Genomic DNA, 14,847 nt, shown 5'->3' with positions numbered 1-14,847 from the left:
GACATCGTTAACACTCCAGCGCACGAGCGGGCCCCCTACAACATGACGCTCAGACTGCATTGCAGGGGGCTCTCACTTTTCGTCGAAGCTTAGTTCGAGGCGTGCACCCCGTTGCCGCTGCCGTAGTCAGTCGAGAAGCCCGAAGCTACGCGCTCGCTCTCGGCCTGATCCGCGTTCGAGACCGCGCCAACGTACTGCGTGATCGCACCGTCGAACGGCGTCGAAGAAGCCCGCTGGCCGTACGCATCGGTGTAAACCGTGGTTGATCCGCCGGCATTGTTCAGCGTTGAGTGCTGCACGTAGACGTCGCGCTGCGCGCCATCGAAGGGCGACGCGGGGTCTTCCTTCTGTACGCCCTCGGTCACGGTGTTCCAGGGCCAGGTTGTCCAGCTTGCGTCCGAGAGTGACACGGTCGCAAGCGCTTCGCTCCCGCCACCCACACGTGACGGGTTGCGCACGCCGAACCAGGGATCGAAGCGTACGAGCGCCTCACCGTTCTCGGCCGCGATGGTGTGATCCGACTTCCAGAGTTCGTACGGACCCCAGAACTGCCCAGCCGTCTGCTGCACGCACTGCGCATCGGGAATCTCGCGGCCGCCGCCGGTGCCGTTGGGGAGCGCGGATCCGCCAGTTGTGACTGTGCGAAGGTCACAGTTCGCGGTGTATTCGTTCGCGTTGCCGTATCCCGTGAGCGTGTTCACGACCATTTCGGTGCCATCGTTGCATTTCGTCGAATACAGCATCTCGTGCTGGTTGTTACTCAGCGCATCTTTTGAGTGTGATCCCTGATGCGTGTAGATCAGGTAGTCGCAGGTGACCGGCGTGCCTGCAGACGAAGTTACGTACCCTTCACGATCTTCGCGCACGAGATTGACGTCGTTCAACACAAACACTTTGTGCCCGTAATGATCCTCGTGCCGATGCGGAGATCCCTCGATCATCATCGACATGTGTGCAGCGAAACCGAAGGTGATGCCGGTTGCCGATCCGCCCAATTTCTCGATCGTCCACGCAGCGATGTTTGACGTGCTTGGATCGTCACCGTGTTCGTGGCCGAAGGAACACTCGACGCCGGTGGCGGGATCGGTCGCAGTCGCGGGGTGCCAGGTGGGGTACTTCGATCCGTCCTGGGCGGTCGCCTGGAACGAGTCGTGGAAGGTGGTGGAGCAGGTCGGGAGCGCGGATCCTTCGACCGCAGTCGCCGCCATCGGAACCGTGGTCGCACCGAGCGCGCCACCGATGAGGACCGCGGTCACGGCAAGCGCCGCGACCTTGCCAGTCTTGCGTAGTGAAATACTCATCGGGTCTTCCTCCGGATCTGGATAGCGAGCACTGCTCCACCGATCAGCAGCAGTGCGGCGCCAGCCGTAAGCCAACCACCGAGCTCGGCACCGGTGTTGCTCAGTGCGCCAGTGGTTGCGTTGTTGTTGGTATTGGCGGATCCGCCAGCTTCGTTGTTGGTGCTGTCGTTTGGCGTGGATCCGCCGCCCTGGTCGCCGCCACCATTGGTGCCGCCGTTACTGCCGCCTTCACCAGGTTCCTCACCGGGTTCTTCACCTGGCTCCTCGGTGGCCTGGCAGTTTGCATCCTGTGCCCACGGCACGGTGAAGAGGTTGTAAGATCCATTGCCGTCCTTGCCGTCACCGCCGAGCGCGATTTGCGTGCAGGTGTCGGCTCCAAACTGGTGCACGATGCTGATCGTGCGGCCCAGGTACTTCTGGCCGTCGTTGTAGACGACCTTTTCGTCCTCGCCGAGCTGCGCAAGGTCGATAACCTTGTCGTCGCCAAGTGCGGTGGTCGGAAGCGCGAATGCCTGGTGCTTGATAAACTCACCGACCACCAGCGTGCCGACATAGTCTTCGCGTGCGGGATCCGCGGCGACAGAGAAACCGAGCAGGTTCGATGCTCCTGTGGCAGTGTCCTGGATCCACCAGCCGCGGTCGGTCAGCTCGTCGGCTGATCCGCTGTAGACCGAGAACTTGTTGGTTGATTCGGGGTCTGTGTAGACGGTGTCGTGCGAATCGCTGCCGAGCACGATCGCTGATCCGCCCTGCACGCTCATTCCGGGGCCACCGATCATGAAGTCATCGAAACCGTCGCCGTTCACATCGCCCACGGTCGCGAGCGACATACCGAGTCGGTTGCGGACGAGCGCTGGGCATTCGACCTTGAAGCCGTCGAAGTCGCCGGTGAGGTCGACGTCACCGCGGCTCGTGCCCGACACCATCCAGGTGACACCGGTGTAGGTACGGCCGGCAGCTTCCGTTGCCGCATCAGGTGCGCCGACGATGAGATCGTCCGTGCCATCGCCATCTACATCGCCAGCCAACGCGAGACGCATCATCTTGACGCCGGAGTTGTTCAGGCGCATGAGCACCTCGTCATCATTCTCCGTGTGGACGGTTGCGATACCGTCGCGACCCTTGACGATGGTCACCTGGCCTACGCCACCGTTTGCACGGGGCGAGAGAATGCCGATGTCATCGAAGCCGTCACCGTCAAGATCGCCAACGGCAGCGAGCTGAGTGTCGTAACCGGCGTCGACGTCGACGTCGCGGTCGATGATGAATCCGCGGTCGCCGAGGAATTCGAGCGAGATGTTCTCTGGTTCACCGTTGCCGTAGACCACCCAGACGCGTGAGCTTTCGCCTTCGTCGATGAGGAGGTCGTCGAAGCCGTCACCGTTCACGTCGCCACCGCATGAGACGCGGAAGCCGACCGAAATGTCGGTCTTCTGCGGGCCCTCGATGCGGGTGATGCCGGTGGTCGGGTCGTCGAGCTGACCAGAGTCGGTGCCGTTGGGGATGACGTACACGGCGCCGATGTCACCGAAGGGTGCGCGCTTCCACAGCCAGGCACTCGCGATGATGTCGTCCTTGCCGTCACCGGTGAAGTCGCATGACTCCGGGGTGAGGCCGGTGCCGACGGCGCCCTTCTTCGCACCTGTCCATGCGCGGAGCAGTTCAGGCTCGGTCAAGTCTGCTTCTGCTGCGGCACTGGGTGTTGGGGTTGCCAGCACCGACGCGGTGGTCAACCCTGCGGTTGCGACGAGTCCCGCGCACACTGTGAGCGCGAGTGCGGGGCTCATTTTGCCCCGCAAATGTCGTTGTCTCATGAGGTCCATTTCGTTCGCGGCCCGCGCATGACACGGGCATCAATTCCCGCATAGTAGATACACAGGCGACGCCAAGCATAAGGTAAAGCTTGCCTAAAAACGAAATCGAGAGTCGAGGATTTTCGTACTGCGATCTGGTGTTTTCCGAAATTGAGGTCACCAAATCTGGATTCATCAGATGAAGCCTATCAGATACATCAGACGTTAAGTAGTGTTGCCTAATAATTTCGGTTTTGCGGGCGCGAGGATACCCCGGCACAGCGGTGTTGACAGATCCCGCTTGGCGCTGCGCGCTCACATCTCGACCACTTAGCGATCGGCACGCGCAAGTTTGAGCCCACCGATCAAGGCCTCGTTTGAATTAGAACTACCACCGAAGGTGATTGAGATTCAACCCATCCACTGAGACCCTTTTGGATTCCGTCGATGACGCTTACAATTCAGGCATTCGAGCTTGACAATCCAACACTGGCACCCAGACAAGGAGCTCTCAAATGAAGAGGCCCGCTCTACTCGCAGCCGCACTTGCGGCCAGCGCGACACTATTAGTCGCCGGCTGCTCACTCCTCACCGCAAACGACGGTCAAGCTTCACCGAAACCAGAAAATGTCTCCCCTGAAGCGTCAGAGGAGGTTACTGCGCCTGCTCAGGAAGAAGCACAAGAGGTCGAAGCACCGTCCTACTCGGAGGATGAACTGCTCCGCCTCCGGAACATTCCCCTACAGGTAGGCGAATACACGCTTCTAAAACAGCCCGAGGCCAAGGACTCGGGAACTTGCAGCGACCAAATTCCCATCCGAATAGAGGACGCCGGCTGGCACATTCGATACGCGAGCGAAGAGGCAATATAGCATCTCAAGGAGATCAACAGCGGTGGCGTTTTCCAGTGCTGGGGCTACGACACTAGACCTTACGCCTCGTACGAAGGCTACGTGCACCCTGGGCTGATTGAGATCGAGGTCGCCCCAGACGCTGGCCACGCGGAGGATTCCTTCGTTTGCGAGTCATGGGACGACGGTCAGGCTTCGGCTTGCCGACGCGCTGTTGCCGCCAGTGGCGCCTATCTCGTTGCCTCCGGAAATTTCGGTGGCAATGCCGAACGCGGCGAACAAATCCTCACCGAGATCCTCGATGTAGTGGCCCCAATGTTCAAAGTCGTCCCGCAACCAAATGGCGCATAGGGCACAAAGCTCCCAAACAAAGAAACGCCCCTCAACTCTCGCTGATATTCAACGAAGTTGAGGGGCCTTTCTGCACCTACTCGTGCCCCCGGAGGGATTCGACCCCCGACGGCATAGCGGCAAGCTAAAACACCGAAGAGCAAGAATCAGCATGAAATCAACGATTCGAACGCCCGTGTTCTGCCGAACTGACATCGAGAAACATGCGAATACTTGGCCGGTAGTGCATGACTTAGCGCATGGGATCAGGACATAACAGCAGCATGACCTAGATCCGCAGGTGTCGGTAACGCCGCCTTACGCCCGTCCCATTGGCCGATGAGGATCGCAAGATCGTTAAGCCTGGATGCTTCAGCTTCCCACTCAGCAATGACTTCTCGATTTTCTGGCGATTGGGATTCGGCCTCTTTCGCGAGCTTCACGATTTGCGCTAAAGCCATCTTCGCGTCTCCTACCATTGAGCTTCCTGCGCTAAGAAGCGCCGCCTCCAAAATACGAATTGAAGGCTTTTCGGGCGCACCTGGAATAACCGAACCTTGAAATTTCGTTCGCGCAAACGCCTCAGCTGCCCAAAACTCGGAGGAATACTGGCCAAGGCGCTCACAGTGTCGACTAATCGCATAGATGAGGTCAGCCTTCGCCCTGCCCCGTTGCCTATTTGCTTCTATCCAAAATGACACCAATACGGCGGCTAGCGAGCCCGCAAAGGCCGAGATCAAAACGCCAAACACCTCTTCTAACTCCATACTCGGAGGCTACACTCAACGCTCCCACATTGGAGAGGCCCGTTTGGGAAAACAGGCGGGGGCATTCATTAGACGCCGCGAAAATGGTGCCGATGTTTAGGGACGCACCTGAAACAGGTGAAGGGCTTGGAAACAGACGAAGTATCTCCAAACCCTTCACAACCACTCTCCCACAATTACTTCGCACGTTCCTTAAGGATCCGACGCAGTACCAACTTGTAGGCGCCAAGGTCGAACGGAGTTAGCTCCGCATTTTCATCGCGAAAACGTGGATGCCACGGGTGCCCATTTTTCGTTAACGGCCCCAAACTCCACCAACTGCAATTAGAGAGTTCAGCCAAATCAAGAATCTCAATCAACTGCGGGATCAAGGAAGGCTTCCTGTATTTCTCAATCAGCGCTCCCCACGCAGCAACCACCTTGAGCTCTTTCCCGTCAACCGACTTTGCGATATGGGCCATATTTTCCGTGTGAAGCTCAGAAATCACCGGATCAGATAATTTGTCAGGCTTCGGTGATCGCTCGGGATAGACGTTAAACATCCGAAGCCCGCCAATCACACCAAACCCGTTTGCTGTCCCCTCGGACTGAAACCTTGAAGCAAGACCACGCAGCTTCTCAAGTGTCTTATCCAACTTTTCAGGGGTTGCCGTGCTCGGGTTATATCCGATGAAAATCAATGGGTTCGAGCTCCCATCGTGAAGCTCAAATCTAGCTGAATCATCTTGATTTGATACCTGTGTCCACTCGTCCATGATTCGACGATAGCAAGTACAAGGATTGGGGCTTAACCCTTCATATGCGACATTCACTGACACGAACAGCACAGCAGAGTGCAGGTTTCCGCCAGTGTGGAAAAATCGGGCCGGGGGACGTGCCCGTCACGATGTGTCTGAATCTGACAGCATGTCTTCATGAGCAGCAGTCAAGTGAAACGTGCGCACATCATTCCAAGGTCGTACATGTTGCCTTGGGCTGATAAGAACGGGGATATCTATGTGGCCGACATTCAGAACGAGAGAGCCTTAATCCTCCGCGCTTCAAATGCGACGATAGTGAAGTACGCCTACCAAACTGCCGTGTTGAAACACGATAGGGAAGCGCACTACTCCCAGATCGAGGCAAGGGGCATACGGGCAATCCGAGCCGCATGCACCAACCCCGAGTTCAGTCAGTCTGACCGTAGAGACCTGACGGACTTTATGGACATGTTTATCGAACGCGGCCTTTACGCGGACCAAAATGACTTATCAGTCTCCGTGATACGCGGATCGTTTGATTCGGATGAATTCGAAGAGGTCGAGTTCAACCTCGGAGATATGATCTCGCTTCATAAAGATCTGAACGCTAGCGATGTGACGCTTCGGGATGCGGGAATCGAGAATTGGAATTGGGCGGTAGTCGAGCAGCCCCATCCGATGATGACAGGTGACGGCGCTGTGATCTGTATCAAGCGTGACGAGCACCTGACGACAGTAGTCTTTCCGCTCTCCCCTTTTATGTTGCTGGTAGTCGGGGAAGTACAGCACGACCTCAGCTTTTCGGTGACCAATTACATTGCCCAAGTTTCACGTAGATGGATAATCGGACGTCCGCAGGACGCTCCAGAATGGGTGCACGCCAACGACAAGAGGACTCGAACTCGTAAGCAGAGAAATAGTAGGTAGTTGTAAACCTAGAGCATTCCGGAAGCACGCAAAGAGCCCTCGCACCCGCTCCGAAGAGTAGATGCGAGGGCTTCTCGCTATAGGGTCACTGTCAGAGCCGGTCTTCCAACTCGCGCACAATGCATCGCGTCAACCCCTGCTCATCCATACCAGGCGCCGCGTTTACGAACACCTGAATAGGCTGACGGGTTTGTACTTCATCAACACCGAGGCGTCGCCCCGCCTCTGCCCACGTTTGAGGCCAAGACTTCGACCCTTGTCTCCCACGTCTCGGGGTTGATGGAGCTGGCAATGCGGCCCGTGATCTGCAGCGGAATCTTACCTTTTGCGCACACAAAGCGCTTCGTAGCCGTTACATTCGGCGGGAACTGTCCACTATGTAAACGCTTTTTACGGTGCGCTGCGACTCTGCAAGCGCCCGAACAGTAACGAGCATCAGCGCGCATCAAATGCAGGTCACCTTAGCAGAACCCGCAACGCTTATCTATGCCACAATCTCGCCATTTGTAACGGATAAGTGGCGGAATCATGCGAAAGTTCATGCACGGTGGCAATGCCGAAAACCAACGACGCTACAGAAAAGACCGGGAGGCATAAACCCTCAACCAGCCTACGAAAATGCCGCCAGAGACGATCCTGCGCGCGCTCAAAACCGCGCTGAAAAACACCGACAGAGCGCATGCAGAATGAGACTTGCTATCCGGCGGGTGCTGCCCCTGGCCCCTGGGAGGTACCCCCACCCAGCCAAGCCCAAGCATGCAGGACAAGGCACCGCACTAGGGAAACCCAACTTTCCCAATGATCGCGACGAGTGTTTGCCAGCGAAGTCTTGATCTCAAGGCAAATCGAGGCAACACGCAACTACATAGCTGATCACTGCTTTCAAGATAGGATCCAGACATGATACTCAGCGCTACCGTACATAGTTCAGCAGAATGGCTAACTTACGTCTCTGGAATGATCGCCTTAGGGCTCGCAGCGCTGACTGGAGCTATCAAACTATTCCAATCAGCATCAGACCTTGCGCAGTATCCGATCGCGAAGCGGTTTCTAGATGTCACCGCAGTCATCACCGGAGCGTTTGCCCTCATTGCAGCCGGCCCAGGCTTGGCCAAGAACATCAAGCTCGGGGACACCCCTCTCTCTCCCTGCCTTGCACTGCTAGCGTCCGTTGTAATTGTATTAGTTGCAGCCGCATGCGTCCTTGGATTCATGAGACTCGACAATTTTAAGCGCTCAAAACAGCAGCAACAACACAGTGACTGCACTTGTGCTTGCTCGGATTGTCAGCCACCGGCCCACCCCGTATCTGGATGCGGTTGCAAGTGCAGCCGATGCAAGTCCCTACATGCAAATGGATTGAATCGCCACATAGCAGGGGTTAAGAATCCCGCTCCCGTACCTGAAGGCACAGTTGAACTTCGGCTTTCTGCCTCGCTTAGAGGTGCGGGATTCCGGTTTGGGGAACTAGCTGGTTGGGAGCGTTCGAAGGATAAGACCCGAACTTGGATGATCGATCCCGAATCGCTTGAGGCCGGAGAATCGTTTCGGGCCCCTGAGTTTGTTCGCGTGGATGAGGATCCGACCGGCGACCCTGAGGGTTCCTCCGCGCATCATGTAGCTATTCAGCGGGAGGCGCCGTCCGCTCAATCTCACTAGTCTTCGTTCAGATTGGGGCCTCCTTCTGAGTCGAAAGCATCCTGGGTTCAAGATTGGACGATTGTGAACTAGTCCCCTGGAGTTGGACTGAATAAATCAGTTCCAATTTCAGAGGAGCAGTTCAGTTGCTTACCGCCCCACCCTCCTACTCCCTCTTACTCCCTCTTACTCCCTCTTCGACGTATTCTGCTGTGCCTTAGTTGACGACGTATTCTGCTGAGCCCGGGCTGAGGTTTGCGGTGTCGCCTGCTTTACGAATGTTGGGACGAAGCGATCATGTCGCCGCGGCGAAGGCTCACTACTGCCCTACATGACAAAGGCTGGCTAGCGTTGGCGCTTCCTGATTTACGTCCCGGTTGACCCATCCGATGATCCGCAAGGCCAGAAGCGGCTTGTGCGTGGCGGCTTCCCAGACGTGGAGAGTGCCGATGAAGCCATGCAGAAGGCGATCCTCAAGCGAAGCAATTATGAGCAATTCCACGGCGCTGTTCCCACGCCCGAGAAGTACGGCGCGGAGTGGCTAGATTCACTCACGCTCGCGCCCGCAACAATGCTTGGATACCGTCGCCAGTTCAACAACTACATCTCCCCAATGCATCGGCAGCAGGCCGATTGACAAGCTCACCGGCCCCTCAGTCTGAAAGCTCTACAAGATTCTTCGTGAGCGCGGGGGCAAAGACGGCGCACCACTCAGCGCAAATACGGTCAACAAAACTTCAATCACGTTGGCAGCGAGCCTTGACGCAGCAATGGAAGACGGGTTTCTCACCAAGAACCCGGCACGCCTCAAGAAGATTGTGAAGCTTCCCACCGGTAGGGACATTCGCGCTGAGCGCGAAGAAATGGTGACGTGGACAGCCCCGCAGCTCAAGGCTTTCCTGGAATGGAACCGCGACACATACAAAGACCAATCTCACCCCCTTTGGCTAGCCCTCGCGAGCACGGGCATGAGGCGCGGTGAAGCCCTGGCGCTGCGTTGGAGCGACGTTGACCACAAGGCAGCACGCATTTCGATCAGACGCGCTGCCGATAGCGCCGAACGCGGTCAGGCGAAGTCAACCAAGAGCGGGCGAGCGCGTATCGTTGACGCAGATGCGGCACTGCTTGTGGCAATCAAGGTACTACGCGCTACGAAGGCCGAAATCTCCCGTGAGCTAGTTCGCCCCGGCGTGAACATCTTCGGCAATGAGGCTGGTGAGCTGCGCAACTCTAAACGCATTACAGACACTAGGACGCGGCGCATCACTCAAGCTCACAAAACCCTCGAGGAAGACACCTTCCCAAAGATGCCGCTGCATGGGCTCAGGCACTCGCACGCAACAATCTTGCTAGCACTGGGCGAGCATCCAAATATCGTACAGGAACGTCTAGGGCATGGGTCTATCGCGATCACGATGGATCTGTACAGCCACGTCACTGCAACCATGCAGCGCACCGCGGTGGATCGCTTCGCGGCCCTGTTCGGGGAGGCTTAGCGCACAGAACGGCACAAGCACATAGAAAAAGGCTCTGGATGGGCAATAAATACCTGGCCAGAGCCTCTATCTTGCTCGTGCCCCCGGAGGGATTCGAACCCCCGACCCTCAGTACCGGAAACTGATGCTCTATCCCCTGAGCTACGGAGGCGGACACTTGCAAAACGAGCCTACCGCATTTCAAGAAGCCGCCACGCCACCCGCACACAATCTCCCCCGATTGACGCCATCCCACTTGACACAACTTATACCCCCAGGGGTATTATTAATTCACCGAACACCGACCCCCGCGACCGCGCGGGAACCATCCCCGAAAGGATCCGCCCACTATGTGCCGAGCGACTACCTGCCGCACCTGCAATAAGACCACCTGGGCTGGCTGTGGCCAGCACATCTCGTCCGTCAAGCGCGGCGTTCCCGCGGCACAGTGGTGCAACGGCAAGCACACCCAGGCCGAAATCAATGCGGCCAAGGAAAGCCGCCCCGGTTTCTTCGCGCGCCTGTTCGGCCGCTAAGTCACCCCAGCGGGCACTTTTCGAGCGGCCGACCCGCTTTTACACTGACTTTTCCTATCTCTTTCTGCAAGGATCATCATTATGGCTACGAAAACGCTCACCACTGAGAACTTCCAGGCAGCTGTCGACGCCGAGGGCATCCTCTTCGTTGACTTCTGGGCAGAATGGTGCGGCCCGTGCCGCAACTTCGCGCCGACCTACGAGAAGGCTTCAGAGACGCACGCCGACATCGTGTTCGGCAAGGTCGACACCGAGGCTGAGCAGCAGCTCGCGGCTCAGTTCCAGATCACGTCGATTCCGACGCTGATGATTTTCCGTGATGGCATTCTGGTCTTCGCGCAGCCCGGCGCACTGCCTGGCCCGCAGCTTGAGCAGCTCATTCAGGGCGCTCGCGACCTCGACATGGACGATGTCCGTCGCCAGATTTCTGAGCAGGAAGCGGCAAACGCCGACTCCGCCAACTAATCACTCACACAATATTTAAGGAATCACACCATGTGCGCACGAGTTACCTGCGAGAACTGCAACAAGCCGACCTGGGCTGGCTGCGGCAGCCACATCGAGGAGGCGCTTGCGGGCGTCGCTGAGGCAGATCGCTGCAGCTGCAACGCCTAATTGCGTTGCTGGAATACGAGGAGGGGCAAGCACCGCTAGGTGCTTGCCCCTCCTCGTTATGTGTGGGCGGATCCGCTAGCGCGCATCAAGCGCTCGACCACCGCGCTCCACCAGTCCCCAAGCGGCCGCGGCCGCAATGAAGAAGAAGACAGCGAAGACGCCGAAGGTGACGCCCGATCCGCCAGCCACGAGCAGCACAGGCACGAGCAGCGGCGCAATGATCGACGCGATACGGCCGACGCCTGCGGCCCAGCCAGCTCCGGTGCCGCGCAGTGAGGTCGGGTACAGCTCGGGGGTGACCGCGTACAGCGCGCCCCACGCGCCAAGGTTGAAGAACGACAGCGCCATGCCAGAGGCGATGATCGCAGGCTCGCTGTGCACGGTGCCGAAGGCGATCGCCGAGGCGGCCGATCCGACAAGGAATACCGACAGCGTCAGGCGGCGGCCCCACTTTTCAATGAGCCATGCGGCGACGGCGTAGCCTGGCAGCTGAGCGAGGGTAATGATGAGGGTGAAGCCGAACGACTTCACGAGCGGGAAGCCAGCATCAACGAGGATGCTCGGGATCCAGATGAACGCACCGTAATAGGCGAAGTTCACGCAGAACCAGACGGTCCAGATCGCCGCGGTGCGACCACGGAATTCCTTCGACCAGAGCGCCCCAACGCGTGACTTGCCCGGGGCACCAATCTGCTCTGCGGGGTTTTCTTCGACCTCGGGAGCAGCCTGTGCAATACGTGCGGTGCCTGCCGACTTCTCGAAGTCAGCAACGATCTTCTCAGCCTCGTCGAGGCGGCCACGGCCGGCGAGCCAGCGCGGCGACTCAGGCAGTGCCCAGCGCACAATGAGGGCGTACACCGCGGGAATCGCGCCGATCGCGAAGGCCCAGCGCCAGCCGTTGTCAGATGCGGGGACTACGAAGTAACCAATGAGTGCCGATGCGGTCCAGCCAACAGCCCAGAACGCTTCTAGGATGACGATGATGCGGCCGCGGATTCGTGCCGGCGCAAACTCACTGACGTACGTCGATGCGACCGGGAGCTCGGCACCGAGTCCCAGGCCAACGAAGAAGCGGAAGACAAGCAGAACGCCGATGCCGCCAACGAGCGCACTCGCACCGGTTGCGAGACCGTAGATAAGGAGCGTGATCGCGAACACCTGGCGGCGACCGATCTTGTCAGCGAGCAGGCCACCGAAGCTTGCGCCGATCGCCATGCCAGCAAAGCCGATCGAAGCGACGAGGCCAGCCTCGCCCTTGGTAATCTCCCACTGCGCGATGAGCGCGGCGACGATGAACGAGATGAGACCGACATCCATCGCGTCGAGCGCCCAGCCAATGCCGGAGCCGACAAGAATCTTGCGGTGCTTACGGGTGAAGGGCAGCGCGTCAAGGCGCTGCGAGACCGACTCTGGAGTCGTCTGGTGTGGTTCGGACATACCTGGAAACATAAGCCAGATTTCACAAGCATGTCCGACATATTAATGACATTCATAGTGGGCGGATCATGTTACCCACGCTGTCAGTCAGGGATAGCGCACCCCGAAAAGACGCGAAATCCCGCCCGGTCCACGTGCTGGAACCGGGCGGGATTTCGTTCGCTGGGGCGGATCCGCCCCCATGCATTCAGTGGCGCTTAGACCGCACGATAAGTGAGATCGCGAATATCTCGGCCCTTGTCGAGACCCTTCTGCTCGAAGGCGGTGAGGATGCGACCGTCGAAGCGCTCGGCCCATTCGCCCGCAAATGCGCGCTCAAACTGCGGTACTGCGTCCATGACCTCGCGCATGTGGTCCGCGTACTCCTGCCAGTCAGTCGCGGTGCGCAGGATGCCACCGGGTTTCAGCGCACGGTGCACAATCGCAGCGAACTCAGGGCTAATGAGGCGGCGCTTGTGGTGCTTGGTCTTGGGCCAGGGGTCCGGGAAAAAGACCCACACCTCGTCAACCGACGACTCAGGGAGGTAACGCTCGAGCAGCTCGGGTGCGTTGACCTCTGCGAGGCGCAGGTTGTCGAGATCGAGGCGCTCAGCACGAATCATCGTGCGCGCAAGGCCACCCGTGTAGACCTCAACCGCAAGGAAGTTGGTTTCAGGGTTGTTCTCTGCTGCGTTCAGGATCGCGTGGCCTTGACCCGAGCCGACCTCAACGATGAGCGGAGACTTGCGGCCGTACAGCTCTTCGGGGTCGCCCGTGACACCCTCAGCGAGGCTCGCGGTTGCGGGGCCGTGCGGGATGTCGAGCAGGAAGCGGGGGCTCAGTTCCTCCCACGCACGCTCCTGCGAATCGGTCGTCCGGCCGTTACGGCGCACGAACGACACCGGGGCATCGCGGAACGTTTCGGGGTTGTTGTGGCGGGCCGAGTGTTCGTTCTCTGCGGCCACATTCTGGTTCTGATCTTCACTCACAAAGAACAACGGTAGTCGGGCTTACTGAGACACCGCAAAGCGAGCGCACTAACATGGGGATTATGACTCGCCGCATCCTGCTCGTGAATGGCCCGAACCTCAACATGCTCGGCACGCGTGAGCCTGCCATTTACGGCCACGAGACCCTGGCAGACGTAGTTGATCTCGTCACCAACACCGCTGCCGAATTCGGCCTCGAGGTGCGCGCGATGCAGTCAAACCACGAGGGCGACATCATCGACGCGATTCATGCCGCGCGCACGGATTGCGAGGCGATCGTCATCAACCCGGCAGCGTTCACGCACACGTCGGTGGCGATTCTCGACGCGCTCATCGCCGCAGAACTGCCCGTCGCAGAGGTACATATCTCAAACGTGCACGCGCGCGAGGAGTTCCGTCACCACTCCTACGTCTCCCCCATCGCGAAGTGCGTGATCGTGGGCTGCGGCGTGCAGGGCTACGAGTTCGCTGTTCGGCGGATCGCGGCGCTGCTCGCGGGCCAATAGCCACTGGCGCTGATCCGCCAATACCCGCTACCCCACGAGCGGGAAGATATTCAGCATACCCGGATTGTGAGCGTGCACCAGCACTGCAAACACAATCGCGTCAAAGATGAGGTGCACCGTCACCACATAGCCGAGCGAGCGGGTGCGGACGAAAATAATTCCCTGCACGAGCGCGAACGGGATTGTGAGCAACGGCCCCCAAGACCGGTAGCCAAGCTCCCACAGGAACGACACGAACACCACCGCCTGGAGCATGTTCGCGAGCCAGACCGGGAAGTGGCGCAGCAGCACGTGGAAGACCGTGCAGATGAAGAAGAGTTCGTCCCAGATCCCGACCGCGCCAACGCCAACAAACAGGCGCGTGATGAGGTTCGCATCGTCGGCGACGGGCCAGTTCACGTATACCCCCGACGTGATGAAGTACCACGGCAGGATGAGCCACGCGAGCACGACCACGGCCGCGAGCCAGGTCCAGTGCAGGCGCCCCCAGGGCAGACCCGGTCGCCACGGAAATCCGGTCGCGCGATCGAGATAGACAAACCGCGAGACCAGGTACGGCACCAGAACCGCGCCACCGAGCGCGAGGGTGAACCGCACCATCGACCAGTTGTCAAGTTCCGCCGCGAGCGGGATCAGCCTGATAATCCCGAGCCCTATCGCAATGAGCGACAGGTCACGCAACAGGCTGGGCGGGCGTGCTTCACCGGGCGCGGATCGCGGCAGCGGCACCGAGCAACTCGCACCGGTCGCCGTGTCTACGCAGCCGCCACGGTCGGCGTACCAGGCCGCGGCGAGGCCAAGCCCGAGCAAGATGACACCGGCCCAGATGTCACCGAAGACATAGAACGCGGGAGCAGCGAGCACCGTCAGCACCGCAGCAATGACGTGCCACGACTTGACGCTGGGCACGAACGTGCTAGGCGCTGCAGACGCAATGGGGTCGATCACTCTCTGAGGCTATCC

General features: G+C 59.0%; 15 protein-coding genes and 1 tRNA gene. 8 read left to right on the top strand and 8 right to left on the bottom strand.

From position 1 onward, the window contains the following. Positions 1-89 precede the first annotated feature (89 nt). Together ICL81_RS01625 and ICL81_RS01620 are read right to left on the bottom strand one after the other, a co-directional pair. On the bottom strand, positions 90-1,301 hold the full coding sequence (locus ICL81_RS01625) for a hypothetical protein (RefSeq protein WP_188033229.1): 1,212 nt from the start codon (positions 1,299-1,301) through the stop codon (positions 90-92). Beyond that, the gene (locus tag ICL81_RS01620; protein ID WP_188033228.1) at positions 1,298-3,088 is read right to left on the bottom strand and encodes an integrin alpha; all 1,791 of its coding nucleotides are present in this window, start codon (positions 3,086-3,088) and stop codon (positions 1,298-1,300) included. Before ICL81_RS01620 ends, ICL81_RS01625 begins: the two co-directional genes overlap by 4 nt. A gap of 521 nt (positions 3,089-3,609) precedes the next feature. Between ICL81_RS01620 and ICL81_RS01615 the strand changes: the two genes are divergently transcribed. Then, complete coding sequence (locus tag ICL81_RS01615) at positions 3,610-3,966, top strand: hypothetical protein (protein ID WP_188033227.1); 357 nt, start codon at positions 3,610-3,612, stop codon at positions 3,964-3,966. A gap of 81 nt (positions 3,967-4,047) precedes the next feature. After that, a complete protein-coding gene (locus tag ICL81_RS01610; RefSeq protein WP_188033226.1) occupies positions 4,048-4,296 on the top strand; it encodes a hypothetical protein in 249 nt (82 codons plus the stop codon). A gap of 245 nt (positions 4,297-4,541) precedes the next feature. Here ICL81_RS01610 and ICL81_RS01605 read toward each other — a convergent pair whose 3' ends face one another. Beyond that, complete coding sequence (locus tag ICL81_RS01605) at positions 4,542-5,042, bottom strand: hypothetical protein (protein ID WP_188033225.1); 501 nt, start codon at positions 5,040-5,042, stop codon at positions 4,542-4,544. Between the two features lie 176 nt (positions 5,043-5,218). Next, a complete protein-coding gene (locus tag ICL81_RS01600) occupies positions 5,219-5,797 on the bottom strand; it encodes a DUF1643 domain-containing protein (RefSeq protein ID WP_188033224.1) in 579 nt (192 codons plus the stop codon). Positions 5,798-5,956: 159 nt separating this feature from the next. Between ICL81_RS01600 and ICL81_RS01595 the strand changes: the two genes are divergently transcribed. The 3 genes from ICL81_RS01595 (at position 5,957) to ICL81_RS01585 (ending at position 9,843) form a co-directional block, all read left to right on the top strand. Then, positions 5,957-6,709, top strand: coding sequence for a DUF4238 domain-containing protein (locus ICL81_RS01595; RefSeq protein WP_188033223.1), 753 nt, complete (start codon positions 5,957-5,959; stop codon positions 6,707-6,709). A 2,095-nt stretch (positions 6,710-8,804) separates the two neighbouring features. Beyond that, positions 8,805-8,984 carry a hypothetical protein gene (locus tag ICL81_RS01590; protein WP_188033222.1) on the top strand — a complete coding sequence of 60 codons (180 nt, stop codon included), beginning with the start codon at positions 8,805-8,807 and terminating at the stop codon, positions 8,982-8,984. A gap of 109 nt (positions 8,985-9,093) precedes the next feature. Then, positions 9,094-9,843, top strand: a complete 750-nt coding sequence (locus ICL81_RS01585) for a site-specific integrase (protein WP_188033221.1) — start codon at positions 9,094-9,096, stop codon at positions 9,841-9,843. A 78-nt stretch (positions 9,844-9,921) separates the two neighbouring features. On the opposite strand, the gene ICL81_RS01580 is transcribed toward ICL81_RS01585, so the two are convergent. Next, positions 9,922-9,994 (bottom strand) — tRNA-Arg (locus ICL81_RS01580). 178 nt (positions 9,995-10,172) lie between these two features. Between ICL81_RS01580 and ICL81_RS01575 the strand changes: the two genes are divergently transcribed. After that, positions 10,173-10,358 carry a hypothetical protein gene (locus ICL81_RS01575; RefSeq protein WP_188022744.1) on the top strand — a complete coding sequence of 62 codons (186 nt, stop codon included), beginning with the start codon at positions 10,173-10,175 and terminating at the stop codon, positions 10,356-10,358. An 81-nt stretch (positions 10,359-10,439) separates the two neighbouring features. Continuing rightward, a complete protein-coding gene (gene trxA, locus ICL81_RS01570; protein WP_188033220.1) occupies positions 10,440-10,823 on the top strand; it encodes a thioredoxin in 384 nt (127 codons plus the stop codon). 225 nt (positions 10,824-11,048) lie between these two features. Here the strand turns inward: trxA and ICL81_RS01565 are convergent, their stop codons facing one another. Then, positions 11,049-12,410: an MFS transporter gene (locus ICL81_RS01565; RefSeq protein ID WP_188033219.1), complete on the bottom strand. Its 1,362-nt coding sequence runs from the start codon at positions 12,408-12,410 to the stop codon at positions 11,049-11,051. A 197-nt stretch (positions 12,411-12,607) separates the two neighbouring features. Beyond that, on the bottom strand, positions 12,608-13,378 hold the full coding sequence (gene trmB / locus ICL81_RS01560) for a tRNA (guanosine(46)-N7)-methyltransferase TrmB (protein ID WP_370566815.1): 771 nt from the start codon (positions 13,376-13,378) through the stop codon (positions 12,608-12,610). Between the two features lie 62 nt (positions 13,379-13,440). On the opposite strand from trmB, the gene aroQ reads away from it, so the two are divergent. After that, positions 13,441-13,884, top strand: coding sequence for a type II 3-dehydroquinate dehydratase (gene aroQ, locus ICL81_RS01555; protein ID WP_188022747.1), 444 nt, complete (start codon positions 13,441-13,443; stop codon positions 13,882-13,884). Positions 13,885-13,911: 27 nt separating this feature from the next. Here aroQ and ICL81_RS01550 read toward each other — a convergent pair whose 3' ends face one another. Then, positions 13,912-14,829, bottom strand: coding sequence for a type II CAAX prenyl endopeptidase Rce1 family protein (locus tag ICL81_RS01550; protein WP_370566821.1), 918 nt, complete (start codon positions 14,827-14,829; stop codon positions 13,912-13,914). Between the last annotated feature and the right edge of the window lie 18 nt (positions 14,830-14,847).

This window comes from Leucobacter sp. cx-328 (assembly GCF_014530035.1).
In the GTDB taxonomy this organism is placed as follows: domain Bacteria; phylum Actinomycetota; class Actinomycetes; order Actinomycetales; family Microbacteriaceae; genus Leucobacter.
This window is presented reverse-complemented; position numbering and strand designations above follow the sequence as displayed.